Genomic DNA, 16,191 nt, shown 5'->3' with positions numbered 1-16,191 from the left:
TTACGTCCTTACTCGGACGCCAACGACAAAATGGTTTCCTGGTCAGCCTCTTCTTTATCGAGGATGCCGGTAATACGACCGCCGTGCATCACCATCACCCGGTCACTCATGCCCAGAATCTCAGGCAGTTCAGAAGAGACCATAATGATGGCGACGCCACGGTTCGCCAGTTCGCTTATCAGGCGGTAAATTTCCGCCTTGGCGCCCACATCGATGCCGCGTGTTGGCTCATCGAGGATCAGGACTTTTGGCTGCGCCAGCAGCCAGCGCGCAATCAGCACCTTCTGCTGGTTACCGCCACTCAGGTTGTTGATGATTTGGTCCATGGTCGGCGTTTTGATGTTCAGTCGCCGGATTTGCTCCATGCAGTCTTTCGCCATCTGCACATGACTGACGAAACCGCCCTTACTGCTGTACTCCGGCATGTTGACGATGCTCATGTTCTCCATCACCGACAGCACCAGAAACAGCCCGGACTTTTTGCGATCCTCGGTCAGGAACGCCAGCCCTTTTTCAATCGCCGTGGAAGGCGAATCGATTTTGGTTGGCACGCCGTCAATCAGGATTTCGCCGCCGTCGATGCTGGTCATGCCAAACAGGCTTTCCATCACCTCACTGCGGCCGGCACCCACCAGCCCGGCCACGCCGAGGATTTCACCGCGACGCACGCTGAAGCTGATGTCATGGAACACGTCCTTGCGATACAGATTGCGTACCGTCAGCACGTCCTGGCCAATATCATTGTTGAATTTCGGGAACAGCTGGGTCAGTTCGCGCCCGACCATCTGGGTAATCAGTGACTGGCGGGAATAGCTGGCGGTACTGTCGCTGCCCACCCACGCGCCATCACGGAACACGCTGACTTCATCGGTAATGGCAAAGATCTCATCCATTTTGTGGCTGATATAGATGATGGCTTTGCCTTGCTCACGCAGGTCACGAATGATGGCAAACAGGTGCGAGACTTCCGTTTCGGTCAGCGCCGAGGTCGGTTCGTCCATGATCACCACGTCGGCATTCCACGACACCGCTTTGGCAATCTCCACCATTTGCTGGGAAGCGATGCTTAACTCCCCGACCATCCGCTCCGGCGTCAGGCGAATATTCAGTTTCGCCAGCAGCTCTTTGGTCATCTTGTTGAGTTTGCCGTGGTCGACAAAGCCATACTTCATCGGCTCACGACCCAGCCAGATATTTTCGGCAACGGTCATATGAGGGACTAAATTGAGTTCCTGATGGATCATCGAGATACCTGAACGCAGCGCGTCCATGGTGTCGACAAACTGCACCGGCTCCCCTTTAACTTTTATTTGTCCCTCATCGGGACGGTAAATCCCGATGAGGCACTTCATTAAAGTGGATTTGCCCGCGCCATTTTCGCCCATCAGCGCATGGACAGTTCCTGCCTTCACGCGTAAAGAGACATTACTTAATGCTTTTACGCCCGGAAAAAACTTGCTGATGCCTTCGGCTTCAAGCGCATATGCGGCCATTCTTCACCTCCGTACGGCGGGGTTATTTTTGGTTCATGCTGGTGAATTTTTCGTAGTTGTCTTTGGTGATCAGCTGGAATGGGATATCCACGATCTTCTGCACTTTTTCACCATTGGCCAACTTCACCGCAGTTTTCACTGCACCCTCGCCTTGACCCTTGGCATCCTGGAACACGGTCGCGACCATCTTGCCGTTTTTAATCATCTGCAATGCATCTGGCGTACCATCGACGCCGGCAACCAGGATGTGACCCTCGTTTTTACCCAGCGCCTGCAGGGCACCGATCGCCATTTCATCGTTGTTAGCGGCAATCGCGTTAATGTCATCACCGGCAGTTAACCAGTTGCTGACCACATCGACGGCATCGTTACGGGTGAATTTAGCGGTTTGTTCTTTGGTGACTTTCATACCTGGGTATTTGGCGATGATCGCTTTCACGCCGGCGGTACGTTTACGGGTGGATTCGTTGGCAAGGTCACCGAGGAGGATGGCGACGTTGCCTTTATAGTTCATGTTTTTTGCCAGCGCTTCCATCTGCAGACGACCGGCCAGCTCAGAATCCGAGCCAACATAGGCCATTTTGTCCACCAGCGGCTGAGCCGGTTCGCGGTTCACGAAGATCAGCGGGATGCTGGCTTTCGCCGCCAGGTCCATAATCGGCTTCACGGCGTTGGTATCCACCGGGTTGACGATGATGGCGTCAACGCCCTGGCCGATAAAGTTCTGCACCTGGGAAAGCTGCTGTGCGACATCACCCTTAGCGTCTTCAACCTGCCCTTTCACGCCCTCTTTCTGCATCTCTTTCTGCATGGAGGTACGCAGAATGGTCAGAAAGTTGTCATCAAACAGCGCCATAGAAACACCGACCTGCAAATCTTTTGCGAAGACGGAAACGGGTAACATACACACTAACAGCGACGCTAAAATCGTTTTTTTCACGTTCATGGCTAAGCCCTTTTTATCGTTAGTATGCGCAGGCTGGTTGTTACATCGAATGAAAATTTCTTTTACATTCACTCAACTTCACCGACGGCTTCAGTAAAATGTAGGGTAAATCATGCTTAAGGTAAGACCCGACTGCTGGAAACGCTCCTTTCAATTACTCGTAGTAAATCATCATGTTAAACCTGCTATTTCGATCTTAATCTGGCCGCCCGTTACCATCAGCCTGCGAACCAGTTCATTTGTTTCATAATAACGTCATATGAAATTTTCAATATGAAACCACCGAAACGCCTGTTTTAAAATCGACAAATAACAAAAATTTGACACACCTCTAACATCGGCAAAGGATTCCGATCAAAGTGAGATCTGGCGCATGAGATTGCATTTTGAGCAGGCGGGTGGGAAAAACGGCGATTCGCTGGTTTTGCCAGCAAACGCACGCGATTTTTGCATTCGCCCTTTGACAAGCGACGGTGCTGCCGATAACATGCGCCCCGTTGAAACAATTCCTCTGTAGTTCAGTCGGTAGAACGGCGGACTGTTAATCCGTATGTCACTGGTTCGAGTCCAGTCAGAGGAGCCATACATTGAAAAGCCCGCTCAGGGAAACCTGAGCGGGCTTTTTGCTTTTCAAGTTCTGCGCTGCCGGTACGGGGAAAGGCAGCGTTTGGGTCACTCAGTCCTTCACGGGTGATTTCGCTCGATTAAGCGAGTCCGAACGTAAAGCAGTACGGCTGTTAATGTCAGTAATGGGATGCCATGAAAAATGACAATGACCACTGCGGGGGTAAACCAGATATAAAATGGCGCGACAATTAACATCCCAACGCCAAATCCTGTCATTTGCAGGAGAGTCATCAGGCTAAAAACAGGCAACCGCAATGATTCAGGCTCACTTTGGATACGCGAAATCAGACTTACGTCCGCCAGTCCATCCCCCACACCTGCCAGTGCGATAAAAATCAGTGCCGGTGGGATGCCAGTTTGTTGAAAGGTAAAGATAAAACCCAGTGACATAGATGCCACGCCACAGAAAAAAAGCCTGTCCGTACGCATCCCGCTACGCACTAACAGAGAGTTTGCCAGACGCGCCCCGGCGAATTTCCCAGCGGCCCAAACGGCCAGCAAAAGACCCATGGTTTTCCCGGCTGATTCGGGTGTCAAAAGCTCGGAGATAATGGGAAAGCCTACGTTGTGGGCAGCACTGCCTAAAGTATCGGCCATCGTTACCAGCAACATGCCGGCCAACAGCGGAGTCGTTCGCAGCCCGGTGACCAGATTACGCCATTCTTTACGATGCGGATTTGTTGCACTCGCAACAGGATGTACCAAAAAGCGTAAAGGCAGTATGCATAACCCGGCCACCAGGTAAGTCACAATATTCGCGGCAAACACAATTTGATAACCACTTGTCGCCAGGAGGATCCCCGACACCAGGCTTCCCGCAACAGCCCCCATAGCGGATGCAGAAGTTAACCCAGCGTTTGTTGATACACGCCGGGATTCGTTGACCCACCAGGGAAGTTGACTGTTAAGACCGATTGCGAACATCGAATTTCCCAGTCCAATACCCAGCGCAATGAAAGGCAATATATAAAGCTGGGTTGACGCAGGCAAAATTAACAGCAAGGCTAATAGCGCAGCGCGCGCAAGGTCAAAAACCACTAAAGATAAGCGCCCGTAAAAACGGCGAAAAAAAGGAATCCCCACTGCACTGGCGACGATCCCACCAGTCACCCTACAGGCCAGGAATATGCTCACATGCATTACACTCTGACTCAGCAAGTACACATAGGTGGATAGCACCACCATATTCAGAAAAGCGCCAAAATCAGAGATAAATCTGGCAATAATTATTAAATAGCTATTCCTGGCGGCACGAATATGAATATTATCGTCCTGCATTTCAGTAGTCATTTGAAATTCCTTTTTGGAAAACAGCCACAAGTTACCAGCAATAAATCACGCCATCCAGCGCATTGAGTCGAAGGTGTGAGCGGAGTTAGTTATTCAAAAAACACTACAACCTGCTATGTTGCACATAGTTAGTGGCAGCGGAGTTTCAAGGATTTTAAATGAGTAAATCGCCTGACATCACCGTTTTGTTCCGCCGCGCGGAAGAAAACGATGCGGAATTGGTTCGTGAAATAGTCCTTGCGGCCTATTCCAAGTGGATTTCGGTCATTGGTCGTGAACCGACTCCGATGACGGCCGATTTTAATAAAGCCGTACGTGAGCATGACATTTACCTGGCCATTATCGCAGGGGATGCCGTTGGCCTCATCGAAATACAGCTGCATGCCGATCATCTTTGGATAGAAAATGTTGCGGTACATCCTCTCTGGCAAGGAATTGGGATCGGCCGGAGATTGCTTTCGCATGTTGAAGGTAAAGCAGCTCAGGCGGAGATCGGGGAAATTCGCCTGCAGACGAACGAAGCATTCGAGGCGAACATTACGTTATATGCGGCGCTAGGATATGAGATCGATAGACGAGAACCATTCATGGGTGGAAAGACGGTGTTTATGAGCAAAAAATTGTGGCGGCACAAAGCTGACCCCGAAATAAAGATTTCTTGAATCTTTAAGGTACGTTGCTAATCAGACCTATCCGTTAAAGGATCAAGAGCAACTATGAGCGAGGAGCTGAAATTACGCATCCATACTCACATTAGTTCTAAGTAGTCGGAATTGAACTTAACGATTCATTGTGATCTTGTTCTCCACACAATAATTATATGAGGTCTTTATGCTGATAGCACAGGTTTCAGACATTCACGCCTCACCTGAAAATGATCACCTGTTTCGGTTTGACCAGGTACTAAATTGGCTTACGCATCTGAAACCAGATGTACTGGTACTTACCGGTGATCTAACGGATGGGCATTGGCTGGAAGGTTTTAAACAGATAGCCGACCGCCTGAATCAGCAAAATTATCCTTCGTTGATACTGGCAGGTAACTCTGACGACCGCAGTATGATGCGTTCTGTTTGGGATGAGAACAGATGGGCGCACGATGCCCAAGGAGAGGCTCTGCACTTTGTCCATGACATAGGAGGCATTCGCCTGATTGGTCTGGATTCGACGATTGATTATAAGGATTACGGCAGTGTGACTGACCATCTGGAATGGTTGGATAATCAACTTAGCGACGCAGACAGCCCTCCTTCATTGCTGTTTTTGCACCATCATGTATTTGCATCCGGCATACCAACGCTAGACGAAACGATGTGCAGAGGTCTACCTGAGATGGAAGATTTGATAAGACGCGCCCCGGGCAGACTACTCGCCATTTCTACAGGCCATGTCCACAGACCCATAGCGGGTACGTTTGCGGACATACCTGCCTACATTTGTGGCTCCGTCTGCCCGGCTAATCCTGTCTGGTTTGGAACAGTAAACGCTCCTCCTGCGAATGACCCACCAGCATTGGTGATTCACCGCTACGTCAGTAATTCTCTTACCAGTCACCACGTTGGCGTTTAACTGGCATTCGGAAAACGTATCGGTTTCATAGAGAACGACCTGATCCCCAGTGATTAACGCATAATATTGCGAGGGAACAATATCCGCTGTTGGCACAGAGCGGAATGACTTGGGCGCAAGGTCCGCTCTGAGCGAAGGGTAGACAGTGTGCATCTATTGATGAACTAATCATCATAAGTTGAGCATACCATCCAAGTTGCACAATTCTTAAAAGGGGTACCAGGGTGTTAATATACAACGTTTTTGGACGACATATTGGGGTCAAGCGTGAAGGTGGTCGCTGGCTGGTATTCCGCGCAGACCTGACGGAACGAAAATTCTCCCGGCTTTACGACATTGCTATTCCGGACGATATGACAGAAACCGAAATACCGGGCTGGCTGGGCGATATTTTTCATGAGTCAGCAACAGAGCGTCATCCTGATGTGAAACGTATCGAATAGGAATCTGTCAGATACACGCTCCTCATTAAAATGGGGTTTTCACTAGTCCATCATCGCTCTTGGCACGGAACGGACATTTTGGCCGGCTAAAAGTCCGCTGTGAGCGAGAAGCGGACGTTACCTGAGTTCTTTGATGGGCATAAATTACGGTAGCCAGCTTAAAAGATGGCTGCCGATGCCGTGGAGATTCAAGCGCAATCGAGCTTAAACTAATTTATTATTTGCGCAAATTTAAGGCCATCACGGTAACAGTCTCTCCGGCTACAATCCGAATCTCTTTGTCCTCCCATCCCAGCTTGCGGTACAAAGACTGCATGTCCGGCGTGTAAAGCCACAGTTCAGCAATATTTTGCTCAGATGCATGTTTAATCAATTCTTTAACCAGCGCGGATCCTAATCCCTGACCGCGATGTGAAGGCGTGGTGATGACTTCTCCCAGCCAGTGCATACGCTGGGGGTTATCACTAAGCTCAAAGTGAATGAGACTACCTGCTGCGATAACATTGTTTTCTGCATCAATCACGATCAGGGTAACCTGGCGGTCATCACAAGAATTCCGCTCAATGAGCCGTGCTCGAATTTGTTCTTCGTCTGCCCATAAAGGCAGGCAAGACCACTCCCTAAAAAGTAAGCCTGAAGTTTGAGCAAGATAAACAGGGTGATCCATAAGCTTTTTAATTTGCATTTTTCGCTCTTCTGTTTTGACGTTTAGGGAATTTACAAAGTTTATAAACTTAAATTTTTAGCACACTTTTCAAATTGCAAAGCCCGTTCCTGGCTCACAGCGGAAGCGGACCTCTGGTTAGTAAAGGTTCGCAATGAGCGAGGAGCGGACGTCTAACCCTGTTCCCAGGCGATTCGGGGACACAAGGCACTTGATTCATAATAAGCACACTCAGGCTAAGTGATATTAACTTAGCGTAGCGGTGCAGGACGTCTTTATCTTGACCTCAGGTTAACTTGAGCTTTTATGATGACCTTCCTGAATTTACGCCGGAGTGTGCTGAATATGAACGATATTGATACGGGTTTTACGCATGTTGCGTTTGTGGTCAGAGATTTGGACAAGAGCATTAATTTCTACCGTCGCTATGCCGAAATGGAGGTTATACATGCCCGTCAACCTGACGTCCCGGATGCCCGTAAAGTGGCTTGGTTAAGCGATCGGACTCGCCCCTTTGTACTGGTTCTGGTACAGGCAGATAATGTCACTGACACTCCACTGGGTAATTTTGGCCATCTTGGCGTAGCCTGTGCTACCCGGGCGGAGGTCGATCGTAAAACAGCGATGGCCGTTGCTGACGGCTTCCTGAGGAAAGCGCCAGAGGAGTTTGGCCAGCCGGTGGGCTATTTTGTTTTCCTGGCTGACCCTGATGGCAATACATTAGAACTCTCTTACGGACAACGTGTTGGCCTTGAAGCCATGCGCGCTTCCCGAGAGAAAGCCGTTTCGTAATATGGCCTCTTCCCTGAAAAATTAACCTGCGCGATAGGTGTGACGTCCGCTGTTGGCACAGAGCAGACAAGCGAGTGCATGACGTCCGCGAGGAACGGACGTTCAAATCTTATGGGTACGCCTGTTCTGACGCACCCAGTCGAATTCAGGGCTTCCAGCGGCGCAAAGACGTGTGATCTTCATAAGGCATTCTTGAGGGTAGAGAGATCAGCTCTATGACGCTGCCCCACGGCGTGCGGCCATAACAGAAGAAGTTATTATCTCCGACCTCAGTTGGAAACATCAGCGGTTGAGGAGAGGTAAACATTTTCCCCCCGGCACGTTCAAACAGGCTGATGGCCTCATTAATATCATCAACGTATACGGCGAAATGCTGTAACCCGTAGTCGCTTGGCCGCACAGGTTGATTCTGCTCTGGCCCCTTCATCTCAAAAAGCTCAAGCCCCGGCCCGTGCTTCAGCGTCATCATCCTGACCGTGGTGATACGTGTTCCCGGAAACAGATTGAGGATGTTTTCCGTCTCTTCCCCTTTCACATCGTCATCCGATCGTGAAACGGAGTCATAGATAACTTCTGCACCAAAGGCTTCTTCAAAGAAGCGCGTCGCCTCATCAATATCAGAAACGGTGATGCCAACGTGGTCCATACCGCGAATAGTTTCAGTAGACATAATTTTCTCCCAGTGGGTTTACGGATAAGAGTGATGGGATGTTCAGCCCAGGCTGACCGTCATTTTTGCCAGTGCAGCGAGCTGAGCTGATATCAGACTGCGGGTGCCCGCATCCGTGATGCTGCCATTTTCCGGATCCAGTCTTGAAGTGGCCTGACCGATCATGACTTCAGGCTTGTTAAGAACCCGCCCGTCCAGAAAGACCAGAATCTGACGCAGGTGATACTGGGCACGTGCACCGCCGATCGCCCCGGGTGACGCCGTCAGTATGGCAACAGGCTTGCCGGCAACTGGCGTGTCCGGCAGGCGGGAAAGCCAGTCCAGCGCATTTTTCAGGGCACCCGGGACGGAATAGTTATATTCAGGCGTGACGATAATCAGCGCATCCGCTGCCGATATTGCTTTCCCCATTGCCACCACTGCCTCGGGGAAGCCCTGCGCCTGAAGGTCTGCATCATAGTGCGGTAACTCTCCTACAGAGCCCAGTGCACTAATCTCCACATGCTCGGGTGCCAGTGAGGCAAGATTGCGCGACACAATGGCGTTTAAAGAGCCTTCGCGAAGGCTTCCCAGAAGAGTCACAAATTTGAGTGGTTTTTCATATGACATGGCTGTCCCCTGTAATTAAAAAAATGGATTATCCGGCGGTTGCCGGTGCTTTGTTTACTGATAGCGATAAGCCTGGTATAGAATTACACATCGATAAACGCACTATGAGTCGTCACAGAGTCAACTTTATGTCTACCGGACTGTCAGCAGAATCCCTGCGGGGGATTACTAACTTTGTCATTACCGCGAAATCGAGCAGCTTCACTGAGGCCGCGGAGCAATTGGGCATTACCAAATCGGCCGTAGGTAAAAGTGTGGCACGGCTTGAGGAGAGACTGGGAACGCGTCTTTTTCACCGATCAACGCGTAAACTGAGCCTGACGAGTGATGGTCAGGCTTACCTGACCAGCTGCCTCTCAGCGCTTGAAATTCTCGACTCTGCCGAGAATACGCTCAGCAGACGCCAGGAAAATCCCGCCGGGACGGTCCGTATTGATATGCCTGCGTCTTTCGGAAGGAATCTGATGATGCCGGTATTAATCGAGATGATGACCCGCTACCCGGCCCTGCGTCTGGCGCTCACGTTCAATGACCGTCTTATTGACCCGGTGGAGGAAGGCGTTGACCTGGTTCTGCGCCTGGGAGAGCTACAGAGCACCGATGAGCTGATCGCCCGTCGGTTGAGCCGACAGCGGCTTATCCTGTGCGCCTCTCCGGCCTATCTTGAACAGAACGGATTGCCTGCCGATATGGAGGATTTGAAAAGCCACTACTGCATTATGGGCTACCGTCGGGGCGCCCCCCTTGCCTGGCGGCTGCGAAAGGTCGGGGAGCGTGAAGTGAAATTTATATCCCCCACAGCACATCAGATAAGCGACGGAGATGCCATGATTCAGGCCTGTCTGGCTGGCGTGGGGATAGCGCAGTTTCCTGAGTCTATGGTTAACAGCCATATCGCCGCAGGCAACCTGATCTCCGTGATGGCAGACCATGCCCCCATCCCGGTTGAGTTGAACGTCATCTGGCCCCGAACAAGGCACCTCATACCGAGAGTTCGCCTCATCGTTGACGAACTGCTGAAAAAGGCCGGAGAAGGCTATTTCGGCACTCTGAGGTAGAATTTTTGTCGTCACTGAGGCGATATCAGGGCTGTTTATCGCCTTTTAGCAAACTTATATCCTTATCGTCCCGCTGCTTTTGTTGCCTTACGGGCTGAAACCTTTCCCGTATGCCGGAGCAGTTCAAACGTAAAACATAATGTTACTTACAGGATATTTGTTATGCCATTAGCTCTCTGGGCGCTGGCGATAGGTGCATTCGGTATCGGAACCACTGAATTCATCATTGCCGGCCTGCTCCCCGTCATTGCCATTGATTTTAACGTCACCATTCCCGTTGCCGGCTATCTGGCAACCTCTTATGCGCTGGGCGTCTTCGTCGGCGCACCGGCCCTGATTATTCTGGGTTCAAAAGTCCCGCGAAAAGCCATGCTGGTTTTCCTGATGCTGCTCTTCGTGGCCGGGAACCTGGTGACGGCGTTTGCCCCAACACTTGGCATAGCCATACTGGGCAGAATTATTACCTCGATGACGCACGGTGCTTTCTTTGGCCTTGGTTCGATTATTGCAGCAGATATGGTTGCACCGTCTAAGCGCGTGAGGGCCATTGCGTTCATGTTTATGGGGCTGACCGTCGCAAACCTTATAGGCGTACCCGCAGGTACCTGGATTGGTCAACACCTCTCCTGGCGTGATGCCTTTATGGCCATAGCGGTGATTGGGGTCATTACGGTTATCAGCATCGGTATGCTCATCCCTCACCAGCCAAAGCCCCGGAACCAGAGATTTGCGCATGAGTTTAACGCCTTCAAAAACGTCAACGTGCTGCTGGCAATGGGCATTACTGTTTTCGGGCCGGGGGCATTCTTTACGTCAATTACTTACATCGCGCCAATGATGACGGAGCTGGCTGGATACAGTGAAAGCAGCCTCGCGTGGCTGATGCTGCTGTTCGGACTGGGATTGTTTACGGGAAACCAGCTTGGTGGCCGGTATGCCGATCGCGCTCTTATGCCGATGCTCTACATCACGCTGGCTGCTCAGGCCGTCGTGTTACTGGTATTCAACTTTACGGCGCACAGCCAGATTATGTCAGCTCTCTGCATTTTCCTGATGGCTGCGTTTGGATTTGCGACCGTTTCCCCTATTCAGAAACTGGTGATGGATAAAGCACGGGCAGCAGGTGCCCCCACGCTGGCTGCTGCGGTTAATATCGGTCTTTTCAACCTCGGTAATGCCGTGGGAGCCTGGCTGGGTGGCGCGGTGATTGCTGCGGGATTCGGTCTGCAAGCCCCCAATTGGGCAGGCGCTATATTGTCTGTCATTGCACTAATACTAGCGGTGTTGTCCGGTCTTACGGATAAAACCGGGCATGCTGCAGAGTTGAATTAGAAGGTATCACCACTGGCCAGTGAGAACGTCATCCGAATCATTCACTGGCCATAACAGATATCGCAAAATTTATTCGCATTTCACTTAACTGATTAACTCACGTCCGCTTCTGCCACACAGCGGACCTGTGGTTAGGAAAGGTGCGAACCGACATTCACCCCTGCTCCCAGGGGACTCCCGGCTCCCAGCGTTCAACCAGCAGGTCAATAAAGGCGCGGATCCGCGGAGATAAGTGTCGTTTACTGGGATAGATGATCCGCACAGGTTCCGGCGGGAAAGGATATTCCTCCAGCACAGGCACCAGCTTGCCGCTACGGACATCATCCGCCAGCAAATAGGTCGGCAGGTGAACGATACCAAACCCGGAAATTGCTGATGCCCGCATCGCTTCCGAACTGTCGAGGTTAAGCCGGCCGGGTCCTTCATAGACAAAAGTGCCTTCGGGAGTGGCAAAATGCCAGCTTCGCCTCTTCTCTGCACTCAGAAGAAAAATAGTGTCATGTCCGGTTAATTCCGCAGGGGTCTTTGGAGCACCCCGTAAGGACAGGTATTCGGGCGATGCACAGGTGACAATACGTTGAGAAGCAATTGTGCGGGTAAGAATACGTGAGTCATCGCGGGGTTCACCGATGCGAATGGCAATATCAAACCCTTCTTCAATCAGATCGACAAACCTGTCCGTAAAGGAAACCTCCGCACGAAGTTCCGGCCACTTTTTCAGATAAGCATCGAGAATGGGAAGAATGTGTCGCTGACCAAAAGAAAGCGGCGCGCTCAGCCGGAGCGTCCCCGATGGCTTCCCCCTGCGCATGGCCATGGCGGCATCGACCTCTTCCAGGTCATCCAGTATCTGTCGGCAACGATCGTACATGACCCTCCCCTCATCGGTAAGACTCAGACTCCGGGTGGTGCGGTTAAGAAGGCGAACCCCCATGCGCGTTTCCAGCCTGACAATACTTTTGCCAATGGCGGATCGCGTTAGACCAAGGGAACCCGCTGCATGGGTGTAACTCCCGGCTTTTACGGCTGCCACGAACGCCGCGATATCACCAATGCTGTTGATTTCCATGCTTAATTTATCTCATTCAATACGGGCGTGACTGTACCCTGATATGGGAAACACATTCCCCAAATGTTTATCTATCATAGGCTCCTGTTCTCTTTCAATGCAAATACAAACAGGAATGACAATGCTGAATAAACACACCAGGCAAGCCGTAAAAGAATGGTCAGAAAGTCTGGTCGATCTGGGTCCAATTCTTACCGGTGAAGACACCGTCACGCCTATGCGCGAAGTGCGTGACGCGTATACACGTATGCTGGCTAAAAACCCTGCGCCTGCGGGCGTCAGCTTTACGGATGTCGACATGGGTGGCGTACCGGGCACGCTGGTGACGCCTGATAACCTTGAAACTGACGCCATCGTGATGTACATCCACGGTGGGGCTTATATTGTCGGCGAACCGGCGGGCTATCACGGTATTGGTGGCAACTACGCCAGCATGCTGGGCGCACGGGTGTACATGCCGGATTACCGTCTGGCGCCGGAGTATCCTTTCCCCACGCCGGTTACCGATACCGTTCGTGCCTATGAGTGGTTGATTGAGCAGGGTTTTGACGGCAGCAAAATTGTGCTGGCCGGCGAGTCCGCGGGCGGAGCGATGGTGGTTACCGTGATGGTGGCGGCGCGCAACAAGGGCCTGCCGCTTCCGGCCGGCGGAGTTTCGATTTCCCCCTGGGCCAACCTTGAACACACCGGCGTCTCCATGACCAACAGAGAAGGCCTGGATCCCCTGAACACCAAAGCCGGTCTGGATTTCCTGGCCCGTACCTTCCTTGGCGATGCCCTGCCTAATCATCCCATGGCCTCGCCGGTGTTTGCCGATGTGACAGGCCTGCCGCCGGTGCTGGTTCAGATTGGCGAAAATGAACTGATGCTGAGCGACGCGATGCGGCTGGCAACTCATCTGGGTGATCACCGGGTTCGCGTAAATCTGGAAGTCTGGCCTGGTATGTTCCACGCCTGGCATTTCTTCTCCGCGCTGCAGCCCGAAGCGGTGCAGGCTCTGGAGAGCTCGGTCGCCTTTATCAGGCAGGCTCTGCGGGATGCCGCGAACTAATCATTACAGATGAGCTAACTCACGGGCGCGACTGACTGCGCCCGTCAGCTGAGAAAATGCCTCATTTACACACCCCGCTGACGTCAAATGACCGACAACTCAACGAGAGGCCGGGAAAAACGCTAGACTAGGTTTCACACCCTGAACGGGTTAAACCCTGTGTTCCGTCGATCGGTTGCACTCACAGCTGTGTATTCACATCAGATTCGTCAAAAGTATTGCGAGGAGAACGTTTATGACAGCGATTGATTCACTCGGCGCCGAGGGCGGAGTCTGGATAAATCCACCTCAAGTCTGGACGGTTGAGGAAGGAAAGTTGCGGTTTAACACGGATCTCAACACTGACTTTTGGCAACAGACGTATTACGGATTCCAGCGTCATACCGGCCATGCATTTGGATTTTACCTGGAGGGTGATTTCACCGTGCAGGTAAAGGTGACGGCGGGTTTTTCTCATCTCTACGATCAGGCCGGACTATTTCTGCTTGATGATGACCTGCATTGGGTCAAGGCTGGCATTGAATTTAATGACGGTCAGTCTTCCATTGGCAGCGTGGTGACACGCAAAATGTCTGACTGGGCCACCGGGATTTTCCCCGGCGATCCGGGGACATTCTGGATGCGTGCCACGTTGGAAAATGAGGCTCTGCGAATACAGTACTCGACGGATGGCAAAACCTGGCCGTTACTGAGATTGTGCCATTGGCCGGAAACGCGAAAGCGTTTTGTAGGCGTAATGAGTTGTACACCCGAAAGGCAGGGGCTCGACGTCATCTTCGACGAATTCACCCTCGGCCCACCTTCAAATAAGCCTCTACATGATCTGACCTGATCAAGCATGACGACAGATTAAAAGTGTCTTCGTGTGTTTTTGCTGTATTGATTACCTTTCAGGCTTCATCAGAGCCTGAAATTAAACTCAACCTCATCACAGGTATCCCCGCCAGTACGCGCCTTCGTTCTTCCTACCTCAAATAGGGGCAAGCGCTTTTACATTCACTTTAAAATTTCCCGCCACTCCGCCGCTTATCTCTTGAAGGTTCATCTGATATGAACCCTGTCACAAAATACGCATAACGTTTTTAGACTTAAATGAAGAAAGTAACGCTGTTAATAGCCCGTTACAGCTTGCGGATGAAATTGTTAGCGATAATTAATGCACTAAACGCATCGGTTCATGAGTTTATTGCGCTTATTTAGTTGGTTTTCCTCCTCCAGTCTGAAGTCACAAGGCGCTGTAAAAGTGTCACTTATAAACTGGAGATAAACATGCATACCTCTAACGCCCCCATGACGACCCGAACAAGATGCGGCGCGATACTGCGCGTGACTTCTGGCAACTTTCTGGAGCAATTTGATTTTTTTCTGTTCGGTTTTTATGCCACTTACATCGCCCATACATTTTTTCCGGCCAGCAGTGAATTTGCCTCGCTGATGATGACCTTCGCCGTTTTTGGCGCGGGCTTTTTAATGCGTCCTGTCGGCGCAGTCGTGCTGGGCGCGTACATTGATAAGGTCGGCAGACGCAAAGGGCTGATTGTGACCTTGTCGATTATGGCCGCAGGGACATTCCTGATTGTCCTGATTCCGTCCTATCAAATGATTGGCCTCTGGGCGCCGTTGTTGGTGCTGTGTGGTCGCTTGTTACAAGGGTTCTCAGCGGGAGCAGAGTTGGGCGGCGTATCCGTTTACCTGGCAGAAATTGCCACGCCCGGTCGTAAAGGCTTTTACACCAGCTGGCAATCTGGCAGCCAGCAAGTGGCCATAATGGTCGCCGCGGCCATGGGCTTCGCACTGAATGCTGTCATGGAAGAAAGCACCCTTCGCGAGTGGGGATGGCGCCTGCCCTTCCTGTTCGGCTGCCTGATCGTACCTTTTATCTTTTTCCTGCGCCGTAAACTGGAAGAGACCGAAGAGTTCACCGCCCGCCGTAACCACCTGGCAATGCGTGACGTGTTTAAAACGCTTTTAGCAAACTGGCAGGTCGTGATTGCTGGCATGTTGATGGTCGCCATGACCACCACCGCGTTTTATCTGATCACGGTTTATGCCCCCACTTTCGGTAAGAAAGTACTGATGCTCAGCACCTCTGACAGCCTGCTGGTGACGTTGCTGGTGGCGATATCTAACTTCATCTGGCTACCGGTAGGCGGTGCCCTGTCAGACCGCTATGGACGTAAGCCGGTGCTGGTGACCATGGCGCTGCTGGCCCTGGTGACGGCCTATCCGGCTCTTCACCTGCTGGCTGAAGCGCCCAGCTTTTCCATGATGCTCACGGTGCTGTTGTGGCTGTCCTTCCTGTACGGTCTCTACAACGGTGCCATGATACCGGCATTGACAGAAATCATGCCAACGGAGGTGCGGGTTGCCGGATTTTCTCTGGCCTACAGTCTGGCAACCGCGGTGTTTGGCGGATTCACGCCGGTTATTTCAACCGCACTGATTGAGTACACCGGTGATAAGGCTTCACCAGGCTACTGGATGAGCTTTGCTGCCGTATGCGCATTACTGGCGACCTTATATTTATACCGTCGCAGCGCGTTATCACTTCAAACTGCAGGTTAAATCAGGGATCACG

The 16,191-nt window shown here is 51.5% G+C and carries 16 protein-coding genes and 1 tRNA gene; 10 read left to right on the top strand and 7 right to left on the bottom strand.

Features of this window, described 5'->3' with window-relative positions; all coding sequences use genetic code 11:
• Positions 1 to 8: 8 nt before the first annotated feature.
• The gene (locus ACXKZG_RS08185; protein WP_013202836.1) at positions 9 to 1,493 is read right to left on the bottom strand and encodes a sugar ABC transporter ATP-binding protein; all 1,485 of its coding nucleotides are present in this window, start codon (positions 1,491 to 1,493) and stop codon (positions 9 to 11) included.
• Between the two features lie 22 nt (positions 1,494 to 1,515).
• Positions 1,516 to 2,439, bottom strand: coding sequence for a sugar ABC transporter substrate-binding protein (locus tag ACXKZG_RS08180; protein ID WP_338574487.1), 924 nt, complete (start codon positions 2,437 to 2,439; stop codon positions 1,516 to 1,518).
• Between the two features lie 507 nt (positions 2,440 to 2,946).
• Between ACXKZG_RS08180 and ACXKZG_RS08175 the strand changes: the two genes are divergently transcribed.
• Positions 2,947 to 3,022 (top strand) — tRNA-Asn (locus ACXKZG_RS08175).
• Positions 3,023 to 3,123: 101 nt separating this feature from the next.
• On the opposite strand, the gene ACXKZG_RS08170 is transcribed toward ACXKZG_RS08175, so the two are convergent.
• A complete protein-coding gene (locus ACXKZG_RS08170; protein ID WP_488875980.1) occupies positions 3,124 to 4,356 on the bottom strand; it encodes an MFS transporter in 1,233 nt (410 codons plus the stop codon).
• A gap of 158 nt (positions 4,357 to 4,514) precedes the next feature.
• On the opposite strand from ACXKZG_RS08170, the gene ACXKZG_RS08165 reads away from it, so the two are divergent.
• The 3 genes from ACXKZG_RS08165 to ACXKZG_RS08155 all read left to right on the top strand — a co-directional run bounded on the left by ACXKZG_RS08165 (position 4,515) and on the right by ACXKZG_RS08155 (position 6,368).
• Positions 4,515 to 5,018 (top strand): GNAT family N-acetyltransferase, encoded by a 504-nt coding sequence (locus ACXKZG_RS08165; protein ID WP_488875979.1) that lies wholly within the window; start codon positions 4,515 to 4,517, stop codon positions 5,016 to 5,018.
• Between the two features lie 169 nt (positions 5,019 to 5,187).
• A complete protein-coding gene (locus ACXKZG_RS08160; protein WP_488875978.1) occupies positions 5,188 to 5,925 on the top strand; it encodes a metallophosphoesterase in 738 nt (245 codons plus the stop codon).
• A 224-nt stretch (positions 5,926 to 6,149) separates the two neighbouring features.
• Positions 6,150 to 6,368 (top strand): DUF7661 family protein, encoded by a 219-nt coding sequence (locus ACXKZG_RS08155; protein WP_346597762.1) that lies wholly within the window; start codon positions 6,150 to 6,152, stop codon positions 6,366 to 6,368.
• Between the two features lie 217 nt (positions 6,369 to 6,585).
• On the opposite strand, the gene ACXKZG_RS08150 is transcribed toward ACXKZG_RS08155, so the two are convergent.
• A complete protein-coding gene (locus ACXKZG_RS08150; protein WP_013202855.1) occupies positions 6,586 to 7,053 on the bottom strand; it encodes a GNAT family N-acetyltransferase in 468 nt (155 codons plus the stop codon).
• A 324-nt stretch (positions 7,054 to 7,377) separates the two neighbouring features.
• On the opposite strand from ACXKZG_RS08150, the gene ACXKZG_RS08145 reads away from it, so the two are divergent.
• Entirely contained in the window at positions 7,378 to 7,824 is a 447-nt protein-coding gene (locus tag ACXKZG_RS08145; RefSeq protein WP_488876237.1) for a VOC family protein, read from the top strand.
• A 145-nt stretch (positions 7,825 to 7,969) separates the two neighbouring features.
• Here the strand turns inward: ACXKZG_RS08145 and ACXKZG_RS08140 are convergent, their stop codons facing one another.
• Entirely contained in the window at positions 7,970 to 8,494 is a 525-nt protein-coding gene (locus ACXKZG_RS08140; protein ID WP_049089393.1) for a VOC family protein, read from the bottom strand.
• A gap of 42 nt (positions 8,495 to 8,536) precedes the next feature.
• A complete protein-coding gene (locus ACXKZG_RS08135) occupies positions 8,537 to 9,103 on the bottom strand; it encodes an NADPH-dependent FMN reductase (protein ID WP_488875977.1) in 567 nt (188 codons plus the stop codon).
• Positions 9,104 to 9,231: 128 nt separating this feature from the next.
• Here ACXKZG_RS08135 and ACXKZG_RS08130 point away from each other — a divergent pair, with 128 nt between their 5' ends.
• Both ACXKZG_RS08130 and ACXKZG_RS08125 read left to right on the top strand, forming a co-directional pair.
• A complete protein-coding gene (locus tag ACXKZG_RS08130; protein ID WP_049089397.1) occupies positions 9,232 to 10,161 on the top strand; it encodes a LysR family transcriptional regulator in 930 nt (309 codons plus the stop codon).
• Between the two features lie 162 nt (positions 10,162 to 10,323).
• Complete coding sequence (locus tag ACXKZG_RS08125; protein ID WP_123427403.1) at positions 10,324 to 11,493, top strand: MFS transporter; 1,170 nt, start codon at positions 10,324 to 10,326, stop codon at positions 11,491 to 11,493.
• 154 nt (positions 11,494 to 11,647) lie between these two features.
• Here ACXKZG_RS08125 and ACXKZG_RS08120 read toward each other — a convergent pair whose 3' ends face one another.
• Positions 11,648 to 12,562: a LysR family transcriptional regulator gene (locus tag ACXKZG_RS08120; protein ID WP_488875976.1), complete on the bottom strand. Its 915-nt coding sequence runs from the start codon at positions 12,560 to 12,562 to the stop codon at positions 11,648 to 11,650.
• A 121-nt stretch (positions 12,563 to 12,683) separates the two neighbouring features.
• Here ACXKZG_RS08120 and ACXKZG_RS08115 point away from each other — a divergent pair, with 121 nt between their 5' ends.
• The 3 genes from ACXKZG_RS08115 (at position 12,684) to ACXKZG_RS08105 (ending at position 16,178) form a co-directional block, all read left to right on the top strand.
• Complete coding sequence (locus ACXKZG_RS08115) at positions 12,684 to 13,613, top strand: alpha/beta hydrolase (RefSeq protein ID WP_488875975.1); 930 nt, start codon at positions 12,684 to 12,686, stop codon at positions 13,611 to 13,613.
• Between the two features lie 235 nt (positions 13,614 to 13,848).
• Positions 13,849 to 14,445, top strand: a complete 597-nt coding sequence (locus ACXKZG_RS08110) for a DUF1349 domain-containing protein (protein WP_488875974.1) — start codon at positions 13,849 to 13,851, stop codon at positions 14,443 to 14,445.
• Positions 14,446 to 14,882: 437 nt separating this feature from the next.
• A complete protein-coding gene (locus ACXKZG_RS08105) occupies positions 14,883 to 16,178 on the top strand; it encodes an MFS transporter (protein ID WP_488875973.1) in 1,296 nt (431 codons plus the stop codon).
• Positions 16,179 to 16,191: the final 13 nt, after the last annotated feature.

This window comes from Erwinia sp. 2186 (genome assembly GCF_057812255.1).
This window is presented reverse-complemented; position numbering and strand designations above follow the sequence as displayed.

Excerpts from the sequence above, each read along its gene's own strand:
- ACXKZG_RS08185 (WP_013202836.1), bottom strand. The coding sequence starts at position 1,493 with ATGGCCGCATATGCGCTTGAAGCCGAAGGCATCAGCAAGTTTTTTCCG.
- ACXKZG_RS08180 (WP_338574487.1), bottom strand. The coding sequence starts at position 2,439 with ATGAACGTGAAAAAAACGATTTTAGCGTCGCTGTTAGTGTGTATGTTA.
- ACXKZG_RS08170 (WP_488875980.1), bottom strand. The coding sequence starts at position 4,356 with ATGACTACTGAAATGCAGGACGATAATATTCATATTCGTGCCGCCAGG.
- ACXKZG_RS08165 (WP_488875979.1), top strand. The coding sequence starts at position 4,515 with ATGAGTAAATCGCCTGACATCACCGTTTTGTTCCGCCGCGCGGAAGAA.
- ACXKZG_RS08160 (WP_488875978.1), top strand. The coding sequence starts at position 5,188 with ATGCTGATAGCACAGGTTTCAGACATTCACGCCTCACCTGAAAATGAT.
- ACXKZG_RS08150 (WP_013202855.1), bottom strand. The coding sequence starts at position 7,053 with ATGCAAATTAAAAAGCTTATGGATCACCCTGTTTATCTTGCTCAAACT.
- ACXKZG_RS08145 (WP_488876237.1), top strand. The coding sequence starts at position 7,378 with ATGAACGATATTGATACGGGTTTTACGCATGTTGCGTTTGTGGTCAGA.
- ACXKZG_RS08140 (WP_049089393.1), bottom strand. The coding sequence starts at position 8,494 with ATGTCTACTGAAACTATTCGCGGTATGGACCACGTTGGCATCACCGTT.
- ACXKZG_RS08135 (WP_488875977.1), bottom strand. The coding sequence starts at position 9,103 with ATGTCATATGAAAAACCACTCAAATTTGTGACTCTTCTGGGAAGCCTT.
- ACXKZG_RS08130 (WP_049089397.1), top strand. The coding sequence starts at position 9,232 with ATGTCTACCGGACTGTCAGCAGAATCCCTGCGGGGGATTACTAACTTT.
- ACXKZG_RS08125 (WP_123427403.1), top strand. The coding sequence starts at position 10,324 with ATGCCATTAGCTCTCTGGGCGCTGGCGATAGGTGCATTCGGTATCGGA.
- ACXKZG_RS08120 (WP_488875976.1), bottom strand. The coding sequence starts at position 12,562 with ATGGAAATCAACAGCATTGGTGATATCGCGGCGTTCGTGGCAGCCGTA.
- ACXKZG_RS08115 (WP_488875975.1), top strand. The coding sequence starts at position 12,684 with ATGCTGAATAAACACACCAGGCAAGCCGTAAAAGAATGGTCAGAAAGT.
- ACXKZG_RS08110 (WP_488875974.1), top strand. The coding sequence starts at position 13,849 with ATGACAGCGATTGATTCACTCGGCGCCGAGGGCGGAGTCTGGATAAAT.
- ACXKZG_RS08105 (WP_488875973.1), top strand. The coding sequence starts at position 14,883 with ATGCATACCTCTAACGCCCCCATGACGACCCGAACAAGATGCGGCGCG.